Here is a 21,764-nt window from a genome sequence, read left to right as displayed (position 1 = left end):
GAGGAACCGTGGACTTCGCGTTGGGCGAGGACGTCACCGAACTGGCCGCGCTGGTCGCGCGGGTGCTGGCGGACAAGGCGGCACCCAGCCCGCACGGCGAGGGCGGCTTCGACCGGGGGGCGTGGGCCGGGCTGGCCCGCGTGGGTGCGATCGACGCGGCGCTGCCCGCCGCGGCCGGCGGCGGTGGCCTGGGGCTGCTCGGGCAGTGCGCGGTGCTGACCGAGATCGGCCGCACGGTCGCGGAGCTGCCCTACCTGCCCACCGTGGTCGCCGCGACCGCCATCGCCGGGTCGGGGGACGGGCGGCTGATCGAGCGGTGGGTGGTGCCCGCCGTGCGCGGGCAGGCGGTCCTCGCGCTCGCGCTGCCGGACGCCGCGGCACCGTGCGGGTTCACGGCGGAACCGGACGGCTCCGGCTGGCGCCTGTCCGGCACCCAGACCGCGGTGCCGTTCGCCGCGGTCGCCGACGCGCTCGTCGTGCCCGCGCGCACCCCGGACGGGACGGCGGTGTTCGTGGTGCCCGCGCGGGGCGAGCCGCAGAGCGTGGTGGACCACGCCGACGCCGGGCTGGTTTCGCTCAGCGGTGTCCGGGCCGACGCCCGGCTGCCCGTCTCCGCGGTCCGGCTGCGCGAGCACGCGACGGTCGGCCTGTGCGCGCAGCAGCTCGGGGTGCTGGACAGCGCGTTGCACCGCACCGCGGACTACGCCCGCACCCGTGAGCAGTTCGGGCACGCCATCGGGGCGTTCCAGGCGGTGCGGCAACGGCTCGCCGACGCCTACGTCGACGTGGAGGCGGTCCGGCTGACGTTGTGGCAGGCCGCGTGGCGCCTGTCCGAGGAGCTGCCGGCCGCCGCGGAGGTCGCGACCGCGAAGTACTGGGCCGCCGAGGCCGGGCACCGCGTCGCGCACACCGCGGTCCACGTGCACGGCGGGGTCGGCATCGACACCGGCCACGACCTGCACCGGTACTTCGTGGCGGCCAAACGGCTGGAGTTCACGCTCGGCGGGGCAACGGCGCAGCTGCGCGCGCTGGGCGACGCGCTCGCGGCGGCACCGTCATGACGGTCACCGAGCTGCTGCTGGCGCGCGCCACCGACGACCGGCCCGGCCTGCGGTTCGCCGACTCGGTGTGGACCTGGCGCGAGCACGTGCAGCAGTGCGCGGAGCACGCCGCGGTGTTGCGTGCGCTGCTCACCGGGCCGCGGAAGCACGTCGGGATCCTGGCGGACAACGTGCCGTCGTTCTCGTTCCTGCTCGGCGGCTGCGCGTTCGCGGGTGCGGTGCTGGTGGGGCTGAACCCGACGCGCCGGGGCGCGGCACTGGCGCGGGACGTCCGGCTCGCGGACTGCGAGCTGGTGCTCACCGAGGGACGGCACGCCGGGCTGCTGGACGGGCTGGACGTGCCGGTGCTGGACCTCGACGGTCCGGAGTGGGCCGCGCTGCTGGCCGCGCACGCGGGCGCTGCCCTCAACCCGGCGCCCGCCTCCGGCGACGACCTGCTGATGCTGATCTTCACGTCCGGCACGAGCGGTGATCCGAAGGCCGTGCGGTGCACACACGACAAGATCGCCGCCCCCGGGCGGATGCTCGCCGACCGGTTCGGACTGTCCTCATCGGACTGCGTGTACGTCTCGATGCCGATGTTCCACTCGAACGCGATCATGGCGGGCTGGTCGGTGGCCCTGGCCGCCGGGGCGGTGCTGGCCCTGCGGCGCCGGTTCTCGGCATCCGGGTTCCTGCCTGACGTCCGGCGGTTCGGCGCCACCTACGCGAACTACGTGGGCAAGCCGTTGTCGTACGTGCTCGCGACACCCCCGCTGCCCGGCGACGCCGACAACCCGTTGCGGATCGTGTACGGCAACGAGGGCGCGCAGGCGGATCTGGCCACCTTCGCGCGGCGGTTCGGCTGCCAGGTGGTGGACGCGTTCGGATCGACCGAGGGCGGCATCGGCTTCGCCCGCACCCCGGACACCCCGGAGGGCTCGCTGGGACGGCTGCCGGACGGGGTCGCGATCCTGCACCCGGACACGGGCGCGGTGTGCCCGCCGGGGGTGGTGGGCGAGCTGGTGAACACCAGCGGGCCCGGCGCGTTCGCCGGGTACTACCGCAACCCGAGCGCCGACGCCGAGCGGATGCGCGACGGCCGCTACCACACCGGCGACCTCGCCTACCACGACGAGGACGGGTTCTGCTACTTCGCGGGCCGGCTGGGCGACTGGGTGCGCGTGGACGGCGAGAACCTGGGCACCGCCCCGATCGAGCGGATCCTGCTCCGCCACCCGGCGATCGCGGAGGCCGCGGTGTACGCCGTCCCCGATCCCGCGGTGGGCGATCAGGTGATGGCCGCGCTGGTGCTGTCGGATCCGCTGGACCCGGCATCGTTCGGCGCGTTCCTCGCGGCACAACCGGACCTGGGCCCCAAACAGCTGCCGCGGTTCGTGCGGATCGTTGCGGAACTCCCCCGCACGTCGACGCACAAGGTGGTGAAACGGTGCCTCGCGGCCGAGGGGCTGCGCTGCGCCGGCCCGGTCTGGACCCGCCCGCACCGGGACTGTGCCTACCGGGTCCACCAGCCCGGCACGGCATAGCGCCGGGTGTCAGAACCGTGCATCGATCGGTCGCAGCCGCCGCGGCCCGGTGTCCGGGCGGGCGGGCGGCGGGCCCAGCACGACACGCGCGTTGGCGACGAACCCGCCTTCCGGGGAGGCGACCACCGGGTCCAGCGTCAGCGCCCGCACCTCGGGGTGGTCCTCGGCCAGCGCCGCCACCCGCAGCACCATGTCCTGCAGCGCCGCCAGGTCCGCCGGTTCGTCACCGCGGTAACCGGTCAGCAGCGGGGCGCTCTTCGGCTCGCGGACGAGTGTCGCGGCATCCACGTCGGTGAGCGGCACCGCCCGGTAGGCCCGGTCCCCCAGCAGCGTGCTCACCAGCCCGGATAGCCCGAACGACACCAGGCTGCCGAACGACGGGTCGTCCTGCAGCCCGATCAGGCAGGAGATGCCCTTCGGCGCCATCTTCTGCACGTAGACGTCCCGCTCGCCGGACACCTCGCTCAGGTCCGCGTACCCGCGCCGCACCGCGTCCGGCGACGCCAGGTCCAGTCGCACCCCCGCGAGATCCGGCCTGCCGCGCAACCGTTCGTCCACGGCCTTGACCGTCACCGGGTAGCCGAGTTCCCCGGCCGCCTCGACGGCGGCGTCCGCACTGGACACCATCCGGAAGGGCACCACGTCGATGCCGTAGCACCCGAGCAGCCGCACGATGTCGTGGTCCTCGAGCACGACGTTCTTGTCCCCGCCGGCCAGGATGTCCCGCACCACCTGCTCGGCCTGCTCCAGGTGGATCCCGTCCGGGCGGATCAGGGTGCCCTGCGGCCGCTGCCGCCACGCCGCGTACCGCACGACCTTCGCCAGCGCGTTCACCGCCCGTTCCGGGCTGGGGAACGACGGGATCGACCCGGGACCGGGGGCGCCGTCGGGACCGGGGACGGCCAGCTCGGCGGGCACCCCCTCCGCCGCCAGGAACGTCGAAACGATCGGTTTGCCCTGGTCCAGCTCCTGCGCCGCCTCGCGCAAGGCGCGCGCGTAGGTGCTGCCCGGGATCGACACCGGCGGCACGAACACCGCCACCAGCGCGTCGGTCTCCGGGTTGTTGAGCGCCTCCCGCACCGCGGCGGCGAAGTCCTCCGGGCCGGCCTGCGGTCCGACGTCGACCGGGTCGAACGCGAGGCGCAGCCCCTGCGCGCGGGCCGTGTCGGCGGCGAGCAGCCCGATCGCGCTGGAGTTGCCCACGATCCCGATCCGCGGGCCGGCGGGCAACGGCTGGTGCGCGAACACCAGCGCGGTGTCGAACAGCTGCGCCAGCGTCTCCACCCGCACCACTCCGGCCTGCTCGAACAGCGCCTGCACGCTCGACTCGTCGACCTCCGCCGAGGTCGCGGCCAGTTGCGGCCGGACGGCGTGCCGCCCGGACTTCACCGCGACGATCGGTTTGCTGCGGCCCAGCCGCCGCGCGAGCCGGGCGAACTTGCGCGGGTTGCCGAACGACTCGAGGTAGAGCAGCACGAGATCGGTGTTCGGGTCGGTCTCCCAGTACTGGAGCAGGTCGTTGCCGGAGACGTCGGCGCGGTTGCCGGCCGAGACGAACGTGGACAGGCCGAGCCCGCGCGCCTCGGCGTCGGCGAGGATCGCGGTACCCAGGGCGCCGGACTGGCAGAAGAATCCCGCGCGGCCGCGTTTGGGCAGCCGGGGCGCGAGCGTCGCGTTGAGCCGCACCGCCGGGTCGGTGTTGAGGACGCCGAGCGCGTTCGGGCCGACCACCCGCATGCCGTGCGCCCGCGCCTCGCCGACCAGCCGCAGCTCGGCGTGCAGGCCGTGCGGGCCGGCCTCACCGAACCCCGCGGTGACGATGAGCAGGGTCTTGACCCCCTTGGCCAGCGCACCGTCCAAAACGGACTCGACCTGGTCGGCCGGGACCGCGACCACCGCCAGGTCCACCGGGTCCGGGATGTCCACCACGGACGGATACGCGCGCACCCCGCGCACCGAGCGGTGTTCGGGGTTGACGGGGTAGACGGTGCCGGCGAAGTCGGCGGCGAGCAGGTTGGACAGCACCGAGTAGCCGACCTTCGTGGAATCGGCGGAGGCACCGATCACGGCGACCGAGCCGGGGTGGAGGAGGTTGTAGACGCTGCGGGCCTCGGCGGCCTGCTCGCGCGCACGGGCGACGGCGAGGGACTCCTCGGTAGGATCGATGTCGAACTCCAGGTGCAGCACGCCCTCCTCGATGGCGCGGCTGACCTGGTAACCGGCGTCGCGGAACACCCGCACCATCGAAGCGTTCTCGGCGAGCACCTCGGCGACGAACCGCCGCAGACCGCTCTCCGACGCCGCGGCGGCCAGGTGTTCCAGCAGGATCGACCCGATGCCGCGCCCCTGGTGCGCGTCGTCGACGACGAACGCCACCTCGGCCGACGGCCGGTCACCGAGCCGCTCGTACCGCCCCACGGCGATGATGTCGTCCCCGAGCAGGACGACGAACGCCACGCGGTCGTGGTGGTCCACCACGGAGAACCGCTCCAGATCCCGCTGCGGGATGCGCGGGTAGGCGCCGAAGTAACGCAGGTACCGGGTGCGCTCGGACAGCTTGCCGTGGAAGGCCACCAGGGCGTCCGCGTCGCTCGGCACGATGGGGCGCAGGTGGACGGTGCCGCCGTCACTGAGCAGCACGTCGGCCTCCCAGTGGCGCGGGTAGTCGTACGGGTCGCGGGGGCCAGGCTGGTCGCCCTGCCCCTTCCCGGGACCGGCACCGCTCTCCGGGCCGGCGCTCCCCTCCGGACCCGCATCGCGCTGTGGACCAGCACCGGGGTCCGGACCAGCACCGGGCTCGGCGGCGGCAGGGCCTTCGGGGGCCGGGCCGCCTGCGCTACGCGCTGCGGCGGCCCTGCCGTCCGGAGCGCCACCGTCCGGTGCGCCACCACCCTCCGGAGCAGCACCGCCCTCCGGGACGGCGCCGCCCTCCGGGCTTGCACTGCGCTCCGGGGCGGTGCTGCCCTCAGCGGCGGTTCCGCTGTCCCGGGCAGCACTGCTTCCGGGGTCCGCGCTGCCCGGCGGACCGGCACTGCCTGCCGGATCTGCGCTGCCCTCCGCGGCGGCACTGCCCTCGGCGGCCGTGCTGCCCTGCGCGGCCGCGCCGCCCTCCGGGGCCGGGCTGCTCTGCGGACCGGCGCTACCCCCCGAACCTGCACCGCCTGCCTGGGCAGCACCGGCCCCCGGCCCTGCGCTGCCCCGCGCGGCAGCACCGCCCCCAGCGGACGGGCTGCCCGGCGAGGCCACGCCGCCCTCCGCGGCAGTCCCGGCACCACCCGCCGGGGCGGCATCGTCGCTTGCGTCGGCGCCGGGTTGTGTGCCGGCGCCACCGCCGGAGGCGGCAGCGGGGTTCGGACCCGCACCGCGCACCCGGCCCTCACCGCGGTCCGAACCCGCAGTGGCGCCCGCACCGGCCCCACTCCCCCGGCCCGCGCGGATCCCCGGTCCCGCACCGGGCGGGGTGGCACCGGCGGCCCGGCCCTGGCCGGCGGGCTGGTCCTGCTGGGCGCCACCGGGCGTGTCGCTGGTGCTCATCTCGCGTCGATTCCTCGGATCATCGCGGTCAGTCCCTCGGATCGTCCGGGTCCAGGCCGTGCAGCGGGAACACCGCTCGCCGGGTGTCCCGGATCGCGACGTCGACGGGGTCGTCCACCCCGTCGCCCCAGGGCCGGAACGTCGTGTCGCGACCGTCGGTCATCTCCGGGGGCAGCTCGGCGCTCGGCGCGGCCCGCAGGACCGTGCCGACCCAATTCGGCGGCAGTGGCGTCTCCGGCTTCACGTCGCGGTCGAGCACCGTGGCCATCAGGTGGGTCCACGAGCGCGGCACGACCCGGATCAACTGGTATCCGCCGCCGCCCACGGCGAGCCAGCGGCCGTCGGTGTGCCGCTCGGCGAGGTCACGCAGAGTGGCGTAAATCGTGCGGTGCCCGTCGACCGACAACGCCAGGTCGGCCAGCGGGTCCTCCTCGTGCGAATCCACGCCGCACTGCGTGACCAGGATCTGCGGGCGGAACACCGCCAGCAGCGACGGCACGACTGCGTGGAAGGCCCGCAGCCAGCCCGCGTCGCGGGTGCCGGGCGGCAGCGGGACGTTCACCGCCGTGCCCTCGGCCTCGCCAGAACCGGTCTCGCCGCTGTACCCGGTGCCCGGCCACAGGGTGAACGGGTGCTGGTGCAGCGACACGGTCAGCACGCGGGGATCGTCGTAGAACGCGGCCTGCACACCGTCGCCGTGGTGGACGTCGGTGTCGATGTAGGCGATGCGGTCGAAGCCGTGGTCGAGCAGCCACGAGATGGCGACCGCGCAGTCGTTGTAGACGCAGAACCCGGCCGCGTTGTCGCGCATCGCGTGGTGGAGTCCGCCCGCGATGTTCACGGCGCGGCGCGCCGCGCCGTCGGCGATCTTGCGGGCACCCAGCAGCGTCGAGCCCACCACCAGCGCGGAGGCGTCGTGCATGTCGCTGAACACCGGGTTGTCGGCGGTGCCGAGGCCGTGGCCGACCTCCCAGCCCACGGCCGGGGCGAGCTTGACCGCCGCCAGGTATTCCTCGGAGTGGATGCGGTACAGCTCGGTGTCGGTGGCGGGCTCGGGCACGAGCAGCTCCACACCGTCGAGAACACCCAGCTCGGTGGCGAGCCGCACGGTCAGGTCGAGCCGCACCGGGTTGAACGGGTGGTCACCGCCGAGGTCGTAACCAAGCAGTGCGGGATCCCAGACGACGGCGGGCTGCATGACGTCCGATGGTAGCCGCGCGGGGCGCGATTATCCTCCTGGTCACCTGGGGTGACCGTCGCCCGGAGCGACTACCATGGATTGTCGCGGACGAAGGGGACATCGTGAACGATCTCATCGACACCACTGAGATGTACTTGAAGACCATCTTCGAGCTCGAAGAGGAAGGTGTCGTACCGCTGCGCGCCCGCATCGCCGAGCGGCTGCAGCAAAGCGGTCCGACGGTCAGCCAGACCGTGGCCCGCATGGAACGCGACGGGCTGGTGCGCGTGGCCGACGACCGCCACCTCCAGCTGACCGAGCACGGGCGGGAGCTGGCCATCGCCGTCATGCGCAAGCACCGCCTCGCGGAGCGGCTGCTGCTGGACGTGATCGGCCTGGAGTGGGAGCACGTGCACACCGAGGCGTGCCACTGGGAGCACGTGATGAGCGAGGCGGTGGAGCGCAAGCTCGTCCGGCTGCTGGACCACCCGACCACCTCGCCCTACGGCAACCCCATCCCGGGGCTCGACAAGCTCGGCGAGGGCGGGCTGCCCGCACCGCCCGCCGAAGCGGACCTCGTGCGGCTGGACGACTTCGCGCGTTCCGGCGGCGGCAAGGCGGAGATCCGCCGGCTGGCTGAGCACATCCAGCTCGACGAGAAGCTGATGGTGGACCTGAAGAACGCGGGCGTCGCCCCGGGCAGCGTCGTGTCCGTCCGCCGCGCGGACGGCGGCGGCACCGCTGAGGTCACCGGTGAGCTCGGTGCGGTCCAGGTGCCGATGTCGGTGCTCCACGCCGTCCTGGCCCAGGCCAAGTGAGCTCCGCCCGCGCGGCCGCGGCGGCGTTCGAGTCCGTGCACGGCCGGCCCCCGGCCGGGGTGTGGTCGGCGCCGGGCCGGGTCAACCTGATCGGCGAGCACACCGACTACAACGACGGTTTCGTGCTGCCGTTCGCGCTGCCGCACCGCCTGGCGGCCGCCGCGTCCCCGCGGTCCGACCAGGTGCTCACCGTCGCATCCCTCGGCTCCGACGGCCAGATCCAGCACACCGAGCCGGTGACGATCCCCGAGCTGCGCCCCGGCAGCGTGCCGGGCTGGGGCGCCTACCCGGCCGGCGTGGCCTGGGTGCTCCGCGACCACGGTGCCGATCGCGGCGCCGACGTGGTGCTGGCCGGTGACGTCCCCACCGGCGCCGGGCTGTCCTCGTCCGCCGCGCTGGAGTGCGCCGTGGCGCTGGCCCTGCTGGGGCTGGCCGGCGAGGAGAACCCGGACCTGGACCGCCGCTCCGAGATCGCCCGCTGGGCTCAGCGCGCCGAGAACGAGTTCGTCGGCGCCCCCACCGGCGTGCTCGACCAGACGGCCTCACTGTGCTGCATCGACGGTCACGTCCTGTTCCTCGACGTCCGGTCCGGCGAGATGGAGCAGGTCCCCTTCGAGGCCGCCGCCGCGGGCCTGCGCATCCTGGCCATCGACACGCGCGTCAAGCACGCCCACAGCGAAGGCGGCTACGGCGAGCGCCGCAAGGGCACCGAGCGCGCCGCGGACCTGCTCGGCGTGAAGGCGCTGCGGGACGTCGGGCCGGACGACCTGGCCGGCGCGCTCGCCCGGCTGCCCGGTGACCTGGCCCCCCTCGTCCGCCATGTCGTCACCGAGAACCAGCGCGTGCTCGACGTCGTCGCCCTGCTCCGCGACGGCCGGATCGGCGACATCGGCCCCCTGCTGTCCGCCTCGCACGCGAGCATGCGCGACGACTACCGCATCTCCTGCCCCGAGCTGGACCTCGCGGTGGATGTGGCCGTCGAGTCCGGCGCCCTCGGCGCACGGATGACCGGCGGCGGGTTCGGCGGCACCGCGATCGCACTCGTTCCGGAGTCCGCTGTGGACGCGGTCGAGGCGGCGGTCATGGCGGCGTTCGACCGCGCAGGCTACCGCGCTCCGCGCGCCTTCGTGGCGGTCCCCTCCGCCGGGGCCCGGCGCGACGAGCTGTAATCCGGCGGGGCGGGACCGGTGCGTGGTTCACCGGTCGCTGGTCCACACTGGTGTCACCTCCCTGTCGTCTTCGAGAAAGGCTTTCGACAAGACCATGGCTTCCGACTCCTCGCGCCTCAAGCTGATCGTCACGGGCGGTGCCGGTTACGTCGGCAGCGTCTGCACCGCCCGTCTGCTGGAAGCGGGGCACGAGGTCGTGGTGGTGGACGACCTGTCCACCGGCCACGCCGACGCCGTCCCCGACGGTGCGCGCTTCGTCGAGGGCGACGCGGCCGACGCGACCGCGTCCCTGCTGGGCGAGGGCTTCGACGGCGTGCTGCACTTCGCGGCGAAGTCTCTCGTCGGCGAGTCGATGCAGGACCCGGCCAAGTACTGGCACGGGAACGTGATCACCTCCATCCGGTTGCTCGATGCGATGCGCGCGCACGGCACGCCCCGCCTGGTGTTCTCCTCGACCGCCGCGACCTACGGCGAGCCGGAGCGCAGCCCGATCCCGGAGTCCGCGCCGACGATGCCGACCAACACCTACGGTGCGTCCAAGCTCGCGATCGACCACGCGATCACCAGCTACGCGCGGGCACACGGGCTGGCGGCCGTGAGCCTGCGGTACTTCAACGTGGCCGGCGCCTACGGCCGCTACGGGGAGCGGCACACCACCGAAACCCATCTCATCCCGCTGGTGTTGCAGGTCGCCACCGGGCAGCGCCCGCAGGTCGGCATCTTCGGCGAGGACTACCCCACCGAGGACGGTACGGCCGTCCGGGACTACATCCACGTCGCCGACCTCGCCGACGCCCACCTGCTGGCCCTGACCCACGCCCGGGCGGGCGAGCACCGCATCTACAACCTGGGCAACGGCACCGGGTTCTCGGTGCGTCAGGTCATCGAAGCGTGCCGGGCCGTCACCGGTCACCCCATCCCCGCCGAGGTGGCGCCCCGCCGCGCCGGCGACCCCGCGATCCTCGTGGCCGCCAGCGACCGGGCCCGCGAGGAGCTCGGGTGGAAGCCCGAGCGCGCCGACCTGCACGACATCGTCAGCGACGCGTGGCGCTTCACCCAGGAGCGGCGGGGCCTCGCGGGCTGACCCCTCGGGTCCGTACCTGCCCGGCCGCCGGTGACGCCTGCGGGGGCCGGTAGCTCGGGCTGGGGCAGGGTTGCTGGACAGCCGCCGGGTGACCGGCGGTGGCCGGGAGGACGGGCGGCGGCCACGGCACCGACCCCTGGTAGCCGGGGTGGCCCGGCCGGCCAGGGGTGTGGCCGACGGTAGTCGTCGTGACCCTGTGGCCGTCGTGTCCGGCGGTGACCAGGGCGGCCCGGCGGCCATGCTCGTCCACGCGCGGGGCCACCGGCAGCCGGCGCAGACCCGCACGCCCCAGGCGAGCCCCAGCGGCCGCCCGGGCAGCCCCGGCAGCCCCGGCAGCCCGGACGACCGCCGACCGGCGCGGCCGAGGTGATCGGCGCTGTCGCCGCGATGCGCAGGTAGGCCACCCAGCGGATGTTCCGGTGCTGGAGCCACAATTGAGGTGATCGGCCGCTGGCGCCGGACGTGCCCAGTACCGGCGGGCGAGCCGGGTCGGGCCAGTCGGCTGACCCCCGCCGGTGGCAACCCGGCCGCTCTACGCGGCGGGGAGCCGTGGTGCGGGGAGGGCCGGTCATCCGCGCTACGGGTCCGTCGGCATGAGGTTGCCTTCCTGGGCGCGGCTCAGTCTGCCGAGCGCGTCCGGCGGCAGCTGGCGGTGCAGGCAGATCTGGAGCAGCTCCGCGAGCCGGTGGCCCGGGTGGGCGGCGAGGGCGTTGCCGAACGCCAGGCCCGCCAGGACGCAGTCGCCGCGGCGGTAGGCGGCGTAGCCGAGCAGGACGGCCGCCTCCGCGCGTTCCGGGGGCGGCGTGCGGCGCACCAGTTCCAGCCACAGTCGCTCGGCGGCGATCGCCGCTGGCTCGCCCGGCGGCTCGGCCGTGGTGAGGCACCGGTCGCGCACCTTCAGGTCCGACAGAGCCATCGCCAGCAACACCACGTCGTCGTCGCTCAGGTCGAAGTCTCCCCGGACGGCCCGCCCGAGGGCAGCGCGCACCACGGCGAGGCGCCCGGCACGCTCCTCCTCGGCGGATCGGCCCGTACCGGCCAGCGCCTCCACCGCGTCGTCCAGCAGCCGTTGTCTCCGGTCGAGCGCGGCCGGGTCGTCCGGATCGAGCTGCCGCACCAGCTCCTCCCGGCTGTCGTGGGTCACCCAGCCGCGCGTCGCCATCGTTGCCGCCATGACGGTCTCGCGATCGTCCGGCAGCACACCCGCACCGCAGTCGTCGTGGTAGCACGTCCAGGGCGCCCCGCCGCGGATCTCCGGCACCCACAACGCGTGGTCGACCGGCCGGCCGGCCTCGTCGAGTGCGGTGATCAGCCGCTGGGTCAAGCTCCGGTGCGGCAACTCGCCGGGCCGTGCCCGGTGCCCCAGGCGCGAGCCGACGATCACGACGGTCACCCCCGCCCCGGGATGCCGGAGCAGCCTGTCGACGAGCTCGCGAACCACGTCGCGCTCGTGCGGCTCGCCGGGCAGGTCGGCGCGGATCACCGGGATGATCCGGCGTTCCCGGCCGCGGCTGTGGTTGAGGAGGATCACGGAGGGACCGGGCCGGAACGACAGCAGGTGCGGCACGGCCGCGACGAGCTCGCCCGGGTCGGAGATGCGGACGATGATGCGGCCGTCCGTGCCGGTGGTGGTCGTGGAAGTCATGGACCCACTATGCGGCAGGAAACAAGCAGTCGAAGAACAGAACGAAATTCTGTGGATGGCTGAGGCCGATGTGGACAAATCTGTGACCCGGGCGGCGGACTACGCCGTCTTGTCGGAGGTGTGCGGTAAGATCCCCGCCCCGTCCAGCGTCCACAGTGGATGCTCGTCCCGGTGCGCGGAAGGGCGGTTAGACTCTGCGCCCGATGGCCGGGAAACTGAACAGCCGCGTCGCCGCCGTGGCGGCTTCGGCGCTCGCACAGCGCAAGTACGTTGCTCCGGTCGACGTGTTCGCCGGGCTCGGCTGGGTGCGGGCGGCCCGGATCGAGGAGTGGCGCCGGGGCCGGTTCAGCCCCCTCACCGCGGCGCTCCCCGTCGACGACGCGCGCATCGGCGAGGCTCTCCGCTGCCTCCAGGCGTGGGCGCGCGAGAACGGGCTGACCCCGGCCGACACCGCGTACACCGCGGCCACCCGGGAGCGGGGCGACCTGCGGTTCACCGGTGACGACGCGCTGGACCGGCTCTGCCGCACGCACTGGCTGGCGCCGAACCTCACCGAGGAGCAGCGGGCCCGCCTGACCGAGCGGCAGAACAAGGCACCCGACCTGGCGGTGAACCCGGCCGATGCGGCGTGGACGTGCGCGGGGTGCGGTGCGGCCGGCCGGGCGGGCGACCTCCTGCTTCCCGAGGGCCCGCTCTGCCTCGCCTGCGCCGACTTCGACCACCTGGTCCTGCTGCCCGCCGGGAACGCCGCCCTGTCGCGCCGCGCCAAGCAGGAAAGCACTCTCTGCGTGCTGGTCCAGCGCTTCAACCGGCGGCGCAAACGCTACGAGCGCCAGGGGATCCTCGTCGAGGAAGCCGCCCTCGACCGGGCCGAACAGCAGTGTCTCGCCGACGAGGACGCCCGCGCCCGCCGGCGGGACCGCGACGCGCAGCGGCGCGCCGCCCAGGACGTGGACTTCCAGGCGGCGTTCGCGGACACCATCCGCCGGCTCTACCCGGGCTGCCCGCCGGACCGGGCACGGGCGATCGCCGAGCACGCCGGAACCCGCGGCAGCGGACGGGTGGGACGGTCGGCCGCCGGGCGGGCACTCGGCGAGGAGGCGGTGCGGCTCGCGGTGATCGCCTCGATCCGGCACCTGGACACCGGCTACGACCGGTTGCTCATGGACGGCGTGCCCCGCGCGGAGGCCCGCGAACGCATCCGTCCCGCCCTCGACCGGATCCTCCGGAGCTGGGAAGAGCGCGCTCAGCCTTGCGCGATGTAGGCGGCGAGCTGCTGCTGCGTCGCCTCGAGCTGTTCCATCCGGGTCTTGACCACATCGCCGATGCTGACGATTCCGGCGAGCCTGCCGTCCTCGATGACCGGCACGTGCCGCACTCGCCGCGTCGTCATCAGCACGCTGAGGTCGTCCACCGAATCGCGCGGGGTGCAGGTGGCGACGAGCGTCGTCATGATCTCCGACACCGGCCGCTCCAGCAGGGCCGGGCCGCGTTCGTGCAGCTTCCGCACCACGTCCCGTTCCGACACGATGCCGGCGATGCCGTCGTCGCCCACCACGACCATCGCGCCCACGTTGTGCTCGGACAGGCCGGCGAGCAGATCGGTGATGGACGACTCGGGCCGTACCGTGGCGACCCAGTCCCCCTTGCTCCGCAGTACGTCGGCGATCCGCATCGGCAGCCTCCAGCTGGACGTGACCCGGCTCACATCAGGTTAGAGCCCGGTCGCTCTCCGCGAAAGCCCGCAATCCGGGCTCGATCCGCTCCCGTGGGATGGCGCCGAAGCCGAACACCAGCCCGTCCAGGGCGTCCGGCACGGTCGTGAAGTCGCCCAGCGTGGAAATCCGCACCCCGGCTTGCCGCGCGGCTCGCACCACCGGGCGCACCGGTTTGGAGCTGAGAGCACTCACGTGGAGGCCGGCCGACGACGGGATCAGCCGCAGCCACGGGAAGTCCCGCTCGACGACCCGGCACACCACCTCCCACCGGGCGGCGTACTCGCGCCGGGTGCGGCGGAGGTGCCGCGCGAACTCACCGGTGTCCATGAACTCCGCCAGCGCCGCCTGCGTGACGCTCGCGGAGTGCCAGTCGGTCAGGTACTTCGCCTTGGCCAGCGCGGGACGCAGCCCCGGCGGGGCGACGAGGAAACCCAGGCGCAAGCCGGGCAGCAGGACCTTCGAGAACGATCCGATGTAGAGCACGCGTCCACTGGGATCGAGGTTGCGCAACGGCTCCAGCGGCCGGCCGGTGTAGCGGAACTCGGTGTCGTAATCGTCCTCCAGGATCGCGGCGTCGTGCCGGCGCGCCCACTCGATCAGTGCCACGCGCCGCGCCATCGACATCGGCACGCCGAGCGGGTACTGGTGCGACGGTGTCACGTACACCAGCCGGCAGTCGGCCGGGATGTGGTCGACCACGATGCCCTCCTCGTCGACCGGCACGCCGACCGGCCGGGCGCCGAGGGTGGTGAACAGCTGCCGCGGGGGTGGGTAGCCGGGGTCCTCGACCGCGACCCGCGCGCCGGGCTCGATCAGCACGCGCGCGGCGAGGTCCAGCGCCTGCTGCGAGCCGTTGGTCACCAGGACGTCGTCGGGGGTGACCCGCACCGCCCGGGACACGCCGATGTGCCGGGCGATCGCCTCCCGCAGCGCGGGATGCCCCTCCGGATCACCGTAGGTCAGCACGTCGCGGCGCGACCGGCGCAACTGCTGGGTCACCAGCCGGCGCCAGGTGTCGAACGGGAACAAGGACACGTCGGGGGCGCCGGTGCGGAAGTCGAACTCCGGCTGTTCGCAGAACCGGTGCGGCGGCCCGGGCACGTCGTGCCACACCGCGACCGGGGTCAGGGACGCCGGGGCACCGCCCGCCGGGCGCACGTCGCGCCGCGCGCCCGCGCCGACGAAGGTGCCCGATCCCACCCGGGACTCCAGGAACCCTTCCGCGATCAGCCGGTCGTAGGCGGCGCTGACCGTGGTGCGCGAGACCGCGAGGCGCTGAGCGAGCTCACGGGTCGGCGGGAGCGTGTCCCCGGCGCGCAGCCGCCCGTCGAGGATCGCGTCGCGGATCTGGCGGTAGATGGCATCCCGCCGGCCCCGGCCGGGTCCCAGCTCGATCTGGATGTCCATCCCCCGAGCCTAATTAGCCCACCTCGAAATACCCGGTTTTGGCCCTTCGACGAGGCCACTGGTGTTCGTAGGGTGGCGGCATGGACATCCGTGACCTCGACCGCCGGGTTCTCGCGACGATGGACAAGATCGTCTCCGGCGTCAGCGATCTCGGCCTGCGCACCCCGTGTGCCGGCTGGACGCTGGGCGACCTGCTCACCCACCAGGTCCGGGAGAACCGCGCCTTCGCCGTGGCGCTGCGCGAGGGCGCAGCAGCCGACTGGCACATCGGTTCGCTCGACCCCGGCCCCTACCGCGCTTACCGCGAGTCCGTGGACGCCTTCCTGGACGCCGCGGCGGACGACGCCGTGCTCACCCGCGAGGTGACCGTGCGGGAGTTCGGCACCTTCCCCGGCTCCGTGGCGCTCACCATGCACCTGGTCGACTCGGTCGCCCACGGCTGGGACCTCGCCCGCACCTTCGACGTCCCCTACGAGCCGGACGCCGAGGCCGTGCACGTCGCGCTGCTGTTCGCCGAGCGGATGCGCTCCCGGCCGCGCCCGGACGACGACGTCTTCGCGCCCGTCGTGGAGGTCGGCCCCGGCGCGAGCGAGCTCGACCGCTTCCTCGCGCTGACCGGCCGGGACCCCGCCTGGCGTTGAAAACGATCCCCACCTGGCAGGATGGGGACATGGCTGACGAAGACCCGTACCTCTGGCTCGAGGACGTGACCGGCGAGCAGGCGCTCGAGTGGGTTCGGCAGCGCAACGCCGAATCGGTCGCCGAGCTCACGCCGAGCACGCGGTTCGAGCAGCTGCGCGCCGAGGCCCGCGAGGTGCTCGACGCCGACGACCGGATCCCCTACATCCGCCGGCGCGGCGAGTACTTCTACAACTTCTGGCAGGACGCGGCGCACCCGCGCGGCCTGTGGCGGCGGACCACGCTCGACTCCTACCGCACCGATCGTCCCGACTGGGACGTCCTGCTCGACGTGGACGCGCTCGCCGAGGCCGAGGGCGAGAACTGGGTGTGGCAGGGCGCGGCGGTGCTGCGGCCGTCGTACCGGCGTGGCCTGGCCGAGCTGTCCCGCGGTGGCGCGGACGCGGCGGTGGTGCGCGAGTTCGACCTGGAGTCTCGCGAGTTCGTCGTGGGTGGCTTCGAACTGCCCGAGGCGAAGAGCCGGGTCGGCTGGATCGACGAGGACCTGATCTACGTCGGCACCGACTTCGGCCCCGGTTCGATGACCGCGTCGGGTTATCCGCGGGTCATGAAGGAGTGGCGGCGGGGCACTCCGCTGTCCGAAGCCGTCACGGTCTTCGAAGGCAAGCCGGACGACGTGGCGGTGTTCGCCTACCACGACCCGACGCCGGGGTTCGAGCGCGACTTCGTCGGCCGCGCCATCGACTTCTACCGCACCGAGAAGTTCCTCCGCACCCCGGGCGGGCTGGTGAAGCTCGACGTGCCCGAGGACGCGCAGACCACCAGCCACCGGGAGTGGTTGCTGATCCGCACGCGCACCGCGTGGACCGTCGGCGGCCAGGAGTACGCGCCGGGCACCCTGCTCGCCGCGAACTTCGACGCCTACCTCGCCGGGGACCGCGAGCTGACCGTCCTGTTCGAGCCGGACGGGCGGACGTCGCTGGAATCCTGGCACTGGACGCAGCACCACCTGCTGCTCACCACCCTCGCCGACGTGCACACCGAGCTGCACGTGCTCACGCCCGGCGAGGACGGCTGGCGGCGTGAGCCGCTGGCCGGCGCGCCGGAACTGGGCACCGCGGAGATCATCGACACCGATCCCGACCACAGCGACGAGTACCTGCTCAACACCAGCGGTTTCACCCAGCCCGCGACGCTGTCCTACGGGCAGGTGGGTAGCGGCACCGAGATCCTCAAGCAGGCCCCGGCCCGCTTCGACGCGACGGGCATCACCGTCGAACAGCACTTCGCCACCTCCGACGACGGCACCCGCATCCCGTACTTCGTGGTGCGGCCGCGAGGCGGCCACGGGCCGACGATGCTCACCGGCTACGGCGGGTTCGAGGTGTCCCGCCTGCCCGCCTACAGCGGTGTGATCGGCCGCGGATGGCTGGCACGCGGCGGTACCTACGTGCTCGCGAACATCCGCGGCGGCGGCGAGTACGGCCCCCGCTGGCACACCGGCGCCATCAAGGAGAACCGGTACCTGGTCTACGAGGACTTCGCCGCGGTCGCCCGGGATCTCGTCGAGCGGGGCATCACGACGCCGGAGCGGCTGGGCATCCAGGGCGGCAGCAACGGTGGCCTGCTGATGGGCGTCATGCTCACCCGGTACCCGGAGCTGTTCGGCGCGATCGTCAGCCAGGTGCCGCTGCTCGACATGCGGCGCTACCACCTGCTGCTGGCCGGCGCTTCCTGGATGGCCGAGTACGGCGACCCCGACGACCCGGCGGACTGGGCGTACCTCGCGCAGTACTCGCCGTACCAGAACGTCCACAAGGGACGGACCTACCCGCCCACGCTGTTCATGACGTCCACCCGCGACGACCGGGTGCACCCCGCGCACGCGCGCAAGATGATGGCGCGCATGCGCGAGCAGGGGCACGACGTGCGGTACTACGAGAACATCGAGGGCGGGCACGGCGCCGCGGCGGACAACGAGCAGCTGGCCTACAAGTGGGCCTTGCTGTTCGAGTTCCTCTGGCAGAAGCTCAGCAGCTGACCGGCCGCCGCCACCGCGGCGGCGAGCAGGAACGCCCAGCCGAATTCGCCGGTGGCCACCACCGCGCCCATCACCGCGACGCCCACGGTCGCCCCGACCTGGCGGACGGCGTTGAGCAGGCCACCGGCGGTACCGGCGTACCCGTCGGGCGCAGCGGTCACCACACCGGTGACCAGCGCGGGCAGGGCGAGGGACACACCGAACCCCAGCAGCAGGAGGCCGCACGCCAGCAGCGGGTAGGGCGCGTGGACGGTCGCGGCCAGGCCGGCGGCCCCGGCGGTCAGCAGCGTCAGACCGGCCACGACCGGCAGGCGCGGCCCGCGGGCGGCGACGATCCGGCTGGTCAGCAGCGGGTTGAACGCGGTCGGCAGGGTCAGGGGCAGGAACGCCAGCCCGGCCTCGACCGGGGTGAGGTGCCGCTCGTTCTGCAGCAGCAGCGTCACCGCGAACAACGCGCCGGAGAGCACGAAGTTCACCGCCGCGCCGGCGAACAGGTTCACCGCGACGCCGCGGCTGCGGACCAGCACCGGTGGCACGGTGGGTGCGGTGGCGCGACGCTCCCAGTGGACGAACAGCACGAGCACCAGCAGCGCGAGGACACCGGCGAGCGGGCGCGCGTCCACGATCGCCTCGGTCAGCAGACCGAGGAACGCGCACGCGGCGAGCTGGGTCTTCACGTCGAAACCGCGCCCGGCCGGCGTCGTCTCCCGGCCGCGGGTCAGGGCGAGACCGACCACCGCGAGCGGCACGTTGACGAGGAACACCGCTCGCCAGCCCGCCAGATCGACCAGCAGCCCACCGGCGATCGGGCCGGCCGCGAGCGCCACCCCGGTGATCGCCGCCCAGGCGCCGAGCGCCTTCGCGCGCGCGGCCGGTTCCGGGTGCAGGCGGCTGATCAAAGAGAGTGAACTGGGCAGGCACGCCGCGCCCGCGACGCCGAGCAGGACGCGCAGCACGACGAGCAGGGTCAGGTCCGGGGCGGCCGCCGACACCAGCGAGAGGACGCCGAAGCTCGCGACGCCCACGCGGAACACGCGCAGCGGGCCGAACCGGTCGGCGAGTGCGCCGCCGCCGAGCAGGAACGCGGCGAAGGAGACGGTGTAGCCGTTGACCACCCACTGCTGCCCGGCGACCGATCCGCCGAGATCGGCGCGGATGCCGGGCAGCGCGACGGTGAGCACGGTGGTGTCCAGCAGGACCAGGAAGTAGGCGAGGGAGATGCCGAGCAGACTGCCTCGGCGAGTCGTTGTCGTCACGACAGTGACTCTCCGGTTCCCGCCGTCACCGCTCAACAGGCCGGTCCGGACGCCGCTTTCGGTTTTCCCGAACGCCGGATCACTAGAATGGTTCTCATGGAGTTGCGACAGTTGCGGGCGTTCGTCGCCGTCGCTTCGGCGGGCACCGTGTCCGCCGCGGCGCAGCGGCTCGAGCTGTCCCCGGCGACGGTGTCCGAGCACGTGCGGTCGCTGGAGACCTCGCTCGGGGTGGTGTTGTTCGATCGGAAGCCGACGGGGATGGAGCTGGCCGAGCGCGGCCGGTTGCTGCTGCCCGAGGCGCGGCGGCTGCTCGACCAGGCCGAGTCGATCCGGCGGCTGGTGAGCGACGAACGGACCCGGTTCACCGTCGGCGCCCTCGAGACGCTGGTGGCGACGCGGCTGCCGGCGGTGGTCGCCCGTCTCGGCGACCGGCGGCCGGACGTCGACCTGGCGGTGCGGTCGCTGATGCGGCAACCGATGGTGCGGGCGGTGTCGGACGGATCACTGGACGCGGGACTGCTGCTGGACACCGGACCGGCACTCGGGACCCTGGGGTTCGACGGCGGTGATCTGTCGTTCGCCGATATCGACACCGTGCGGTTGTACCTGGTCGCCCGGCCGGGCCAGACCGCGCGGGACGACGTGCTGCTGGTGACCCCGCCGGGGTGTTCGTTCCGGATGGCGGCCGACCGCCTGCTCGGCACCACCGGCCGGCGGCTGGAGTTCGACAGCGTCTCCACGATCCGCGCGTGGGTCACCCAGGGACTGGGCGTGGCGCTGCTGCCGGACTTCGTGGTCAGCGGCGACCTCGCGGACGGCACGCTGGTCGCGTTGCCGGTACCGGAAAGCGCGGAACTGGCGCTGCGCGTCGTGTGGCGCACCGACCGGGAGGACGCACTGCGCGAGGTGCTCTACGCGATGGCCGCCTAGTCGGCCGCGCGGCACCTCACGTGCGGTCCGCCAGGAACTGCTCGAACGTCCTGTGGCCGGTGGCGTTCGAGGTGAGGTGGTGGCCCGCGCGGTATCCCCGGCCGACCGCGCCGGGGATGGGAACCGGCACGAGCGGGCGGCGGCGGTTGCGAGCGCGGAGGTAGAGCCGGGCGAGGTCGGTGACGTCGCGGACCTCCGGTCCGCCCAGGTCGGGTGCGCGGCCGGCGGGGTCGCCGAGCGCGAGTCCGGCCAGGCGCTGCGCGACCTCGCGCGAGTCGACCGGCTGGAAGCGGAACCCGGCCGGGTGGAAGACGACCGGGAGGCGCCGCTGAACCTCCAGCCCACGGAACAGGAGATCGTGGAACTGCGTGGCGCGCAGGACCGTCCACGGCAGACCGGACGCGATCACGGCCTCCTCCGCGGCGAGCTTGGCCCGGTAGTACGGCAGCGGGATCCGGTCGACGCCGACGATCGAGATGTACACGAGGTGCGGTGCACCGGCCCGCCGGGCGGCTTCGACGAGCGTTCGCGTGGTGGCGGCGTCCTTCGCACCGAGAGTGGTCGCGCAGTGCACGATCACACCGGCGCCCGCGACCGCCGCGTCCAGGCCGTCAGCCGTGCGCAGGTCACCGGTGTGCCACGCGTAGGGGGTGCCGACGGGCTTCGCCCGGCGGCTGAGGATCCGGACCTCGCGCCCCGGCGCGAGGAGGCAGCGGGCGACCTCCCGGCCGAGGACACCGGTTCCGCCCGTGACGAGAATGGGTTCGCTCATACCGAAGAGACCGGCGACGGCGCCGGAATGTGACAGCGGTGCCGAACGCGCCGGTCAGGTGCCCTCGATCCAGTAGCGCCGAACCCGGGCGACCGCCTCGTCCTTGCTCATCTTCGCCACCTCCGCCTCGTCGAGACCGACGCGCGAGATCAGGATGTGCACGAGATCGGCCGGCAGAGCCCCTGCGGGCGGCGCAGGTGTCCCGCGAGGCGGTGCGACGCGGTCGTGCACGCACGACCAGAACTCCGGTTCCTCGACGTCGAGCTGGTCGCGCAGGATGTGCTTCCCCATGCCCCGGCCGTAGCCGCCGCGGTCCACCGGGTGCGAGATGCGGGTACGGAGAACCCTGCCGTCGGCGAGATCGGGTTCGTACGTGACGTGGTGTGTTCCGGTCCGGCCGCGAGCGTCGCGCACCCGGCGCCACTCCTCGACCCGGCAGAACGTCTCGTGATCCTGGCGAGTCGGCTGTGGCCAGGTGGTCACCGTGCTGCGCCGACAAGCCAGTCGCGTAGCTGCCCGTCGTCACTGAGGCTGATCAACTGCACCAAACCCCAGTTGTCCCGGTGATTCGGAGCATCCAGCAGGCGCTCCTGCCAGTCCTGCGCGTACTCCCGCAGGGCGTCGATCATCTCGCCGACCGCCTCGTCGAACGACGCGCCGTCCGCAGCCACCGGCAGCCCCGGAATGAACACCGACCAGCCCCCGGCTTCCGGGACGGCCTGGGCGCGCGAGGGGACGAGCGACGCGAGGAAGTGGCGCAGCCGCCTGACATCCACCACGGCGGCCGTCGCGGAGTCCCGCCTGACCGTGGCGACCCGGCCCTTCTCGGCGGCATCCAGCAGGTCCTTCAGATGTGCGCGCGCATCGCTGTAGCTGTCGTAGTGAACAGCAGACATGCCAGCCTCCCGGTGATCCCCACCAGGAGACCCCGCACGCTCAGGTACGTCAAGTACGTAACGTACTCGAACGCCATCGGGACCAGAC

The 21,764-nt window shown here is 73.4% G+C and carries 19 protein-coding genes; 10 read left to right on the top strand and 9 right to left on the bottom strand.

Translation table 11 applies throughout. From position 1 onward, the window contains the following. Window positions 1-8 precede the first annotated feature (8 nt). Together FHX46_RS09755 and FHX46_RS09750 are read left to right on the top strand one after the other, a co-directional pair. Window positions 9-1,061, top strand: coding sequence for an acyl-CoA dehydrogenase family protein (locus tag FHX46_RS09755; RefSeq protein WP_167112607.1), 1,053 nt, complete (start codon window positions 9-11; stop codon window positions 1,059-1,061). Then, window positions 1,058-2,587, top strand: a complete 1,530-nt coding sequence (locus tag FHX46_RS09750; protein WP_167112604.1) for a long-chain-fatty-acid--CoA ligase — start codon at window positions 1,058-1,060, stop codon at window positions 2,585-2,587. The genes FHX46_RS09755 and FHX46_RS09750 overlap by 4 nt, the downstream gene beginning before the upstream one ends. A 9-nt stretch (window positions 2,588-2,596) precedes the next feature. On the opposite strand, the gene FHX46_RS09745 is transcribed toward FHX46_RS09750, so the two are convergent. Together FHX46_RS09745 and FHX46_RS09740 are read right to left on the bottom strand one after the other, a co-directional pair. Next, window positions 2,597-5,227 carry a bifunctional acetate--CoA ligase family protein/GNAT family N-acetyltransferase gene (locus tag FHX46_RS09745; RefSeq protein ID WP_167112602.1) on the bottom strand — a complete coding sequence of 877 codons (2,631 nt, stop codon included), beginning with the start codon at window positions 5,225-5,227 and terminating at the stop codon, window positions 2,597-2,599. Window positions 5,228-6,149: 922 nt separating this feature from the next. Further along, entirely contained in the window at window positions 6,150-7,319 is a 1,170-nt protein-coding gene (locus FHX46_RS09740) for an acetoin utilization protein AcuC (protein WP_167112600.1), read from the bottom strand. A 104-nt stretch (window positions 7,320-7,423) separates the two neighbouring features. Here FHX46_RS09740 and FHX46_RS09735 point away from each other — a divergent pair, with 104 nt between their 5' ends. From FHX46_RS09735 to FHX46_RS09720, 4 genes are all read left to right on the top strand, one after another. Continuing rightward, on the top strand, window positions 7,424-8,119 hold the full coding sequence (locus FHX46_RS09735; protein WP_167112598.1) for a metal-dependent transcriptional regulator: 696 nt from the start codon (window positions 7,424-7,426) through the stop codon (window positions 8,117-8,119). Then, the gene (gene galK / locus FHX46_RS09730; RefSeq protein ID WP_167112595.1) at window positions 8,116-9,288 is read left to right on the top strand and encodes a galactokinase; all 1,173 of its coding nucleotides are present in this window, start codon (window positions 8,116-8,118) and stop codon (window positions 9,286-9,288) included. Before FHX46_RS09735 ends, galK begins: the two co-directional genes overlap by 4 nt. Before the next feature lie 94 nt (window positions 9,289-9,382). Then, on the top strand, window positions 9,383-10,372 hold the full coding sequence (galE, locus tag FHX46_RS09725; protein WP_167112593.1) for a UDP-glucose 4-epimerase GalE: 990 nt from the start codon (window positions 9,383-9,385) through the stop codon (window positions 10,370-10,372). 196 nt (window positions 10,373-10,568) lie between these two features. Beyond that, window positions 10,569-10,742: a hypothetical protein gene (locus tag FHX46_RS09720; RefSeq protein WP_167112591.1), complete on the top strand. Its 174-nt coding sequence runs from the start codon at window positions 10,569-10,571 to the stop codon at window positions 10,740-10,742. A 207-nt stretch (window positions 10,743-10,949) separates the two neighbouring features. On the opposite strand, the gene FHX46_RS09715 is transcribed toward FHX46_RS09720, so the two are convergent. Next, window positions 10,950-12,017, bottom strand: coding sequence for a DUF4192 domain-containing protein (locus tag FHX46_RS09715; protein WP_167112590.1), 1,068 nt, complete (start codon window positions 12,015-12,017; stop codon window positions 10,950-10,952). A gap of 203 nt (window positions 12,018-12,220) precedes the next feature. Here FHX46_RS09715 and FHX46_RS09710 point away from each other — a divergent pair, with 203 nt between their 5' ends. Next, entirely contained in the window at window positions 12,221-13,282 is a 1,062-nt protein-coding gene (locus FHX46_RS09710; protein ID WP_167112588.1) for a DUF2293 domain-containing protein, read from the top strand. Here the strand turns inward: FHX46_RS09710 and FHX46_RS09705 are convergent. Together FHX46_RS09705 and pdxR are read right to left on the bottom strand one after the other, a co-directional pair. Continuing rightward, the gene (locus tag FHX46_RS09705; RefSeq protein WP_167106512.1) at window positions 13,264-13,692 is read right to left on the bottom strand and encodes a CBS domain-containing protein; all 429 of its coding nucleotides are present in this window, start codon (window positions 13,690-13,692) and stop codon (window positions 13,264-13,266) included. The two genes, FHX46_RS09710 and FHX46_RS09705, sit on opposite strands and share 19 nt — an antisense overlap. 34 nt (window positions 13,693-13,726) lie before the next feature. After that, window positions 13,727-15,142: a MocR-like pyridoxine biosynthesis transcription factor PdxR gene (gene pdxR / locus FHX46_RS09700; RefSeq protein WP_167112586.1), complete on the bottom strand. Its 1,416-nt coding sequence runs from the start codon at window positions 15,140-15,142 to the stop codon at window positions 13,727-13,729. A gap of 80 nt (window positions 15,143-15,222) precedes the next feature. Between pdxR and FHX46_RS09695 the strand changes: the two genes are divergently transcribed. Both FHX46_RS09695 and FHX46_RS09690 read left to right on the top strand, forming a co-directional pair. Next, window positions 15,223-15,783 carry a TIGR03086 family metal-binding protein gene (locus FHX46_RS09695; protein WP_167112584.1) on the top strand — a complete coding sequence of 187 codons (561 nt, stop codon included), beginning with the start codon at window positions 15,223-15,225 and terminating at the stop codon, window positions 15,781-15,783. Between the two features lie 29 nt (window positions 15,784-15,812). After that, window positions 15,813-17,822 carry a prolyl oligopeptidase family serine peptidase gene (locus tag FHX46_RS09690; RefSeq protein WP_167112581.1) on the top strand — a complete coding sequence of 670 codons (2,010 nt, stop codon included), beginning with the start codon at window positions 15,813-15,815 and terminating at the stop codon, window positions 17,820-17,822. On the opposite strand, the gene FHX46_RS09685 is transcribed toward FHX46_RS09690, so the two are convergent. Beyond that, the gene (locus FHX46_RS09685; protein ID WP_167112578.1) at window positions 17,771-19,078 is read right to left on the bottom strand and encodes an MFS transporter; all 1,308 of its coding nucleotides are present in this window, start codon (window positions 19,076-19,078) and stop codon (window positions 17,771-17,773) included. The two genes, FHX46_RS09690 and FHX46_RS09685, sit on opposite strands and share 52 nt — an antisense overlap. Before the next feature lie 96 nt (window positions 19,079-19,174). Between FHX46_RS09685 and FHX46_RS09680 the strand changes: the two genes are divergently transcribed. Continuing rightward, the gene (locus FHX46_RS09680) at window positions 19,175-20,008 is read left to right on the top strand and encodes a LysR family transcriptional regulator (protein ID WP_167112576.1); all 834 of its coding nucleotides are present in this window, start codon (window positions 19,175-19,177) and stop codon (window positions 20,006-20,008) included. A 16-nt stretch (window positions 20,009-20,024) separates the two neighbouring features. On the opposite strand, the gene FHX46_RS09675 is transcribed toward FHX46_RS09680, so the two are convergent. From FHX46_RS09675 to FHX46_RS09665, 3 genes are read right to left on the bottom strand one after another with little or no spacing between them, the layout of a single operon-like run. Further along, entirely contained in the window at window positions 20,025-20,780 is a 756-nt protein-coding gene (locus FHX46_RS09675) for an SDR family oxidoreductase (protein ID WP_167112574.1), read from the bottom strand. A gap of 54 nt (window positions 20,781-20,834) precedes the next feature. After that, a complete protein-coding gene (locus FHX46_RS09670; protein ID WP_167112572.1) occupies window positions 20,835-21,263 on the bottom strand; it encodes a cytotoxic translational repressor of toxin-antitoxin stability system in 429 nt (142 codons plus the stop codon). After that, window positions 21,260-21,676, bottom strand: coding sequence for a prevent-host-death protein (locus tag FHX46_RS09665; RefSeq protein WP_167112570.1), 417 nt, complete (start codon window positions 21,674-21,676; stop codon window positions 21,260-21,262). Before FHX46_RS09665 ends, FHX46_RS09670 begins: the two co-directional genes overlap by 4 nt. Between the last annotated feature and the right edge of the window lie 88 nt (window positions 21,677-21,764).

Source organism: Amycolatopsis viridis (assembly GCF_011758765.1).
GTDB classification, from domain to species: Bacteria; Actinomycetota; Actinomycetes; order Mycobacteriales; family Pseudonocardiaceae; genus Amycolatopsis_E; species Amycolatopsis_E viridis.
This window is presented reverse-complemented; position numbering and strand designations above follow the sequence as displayed.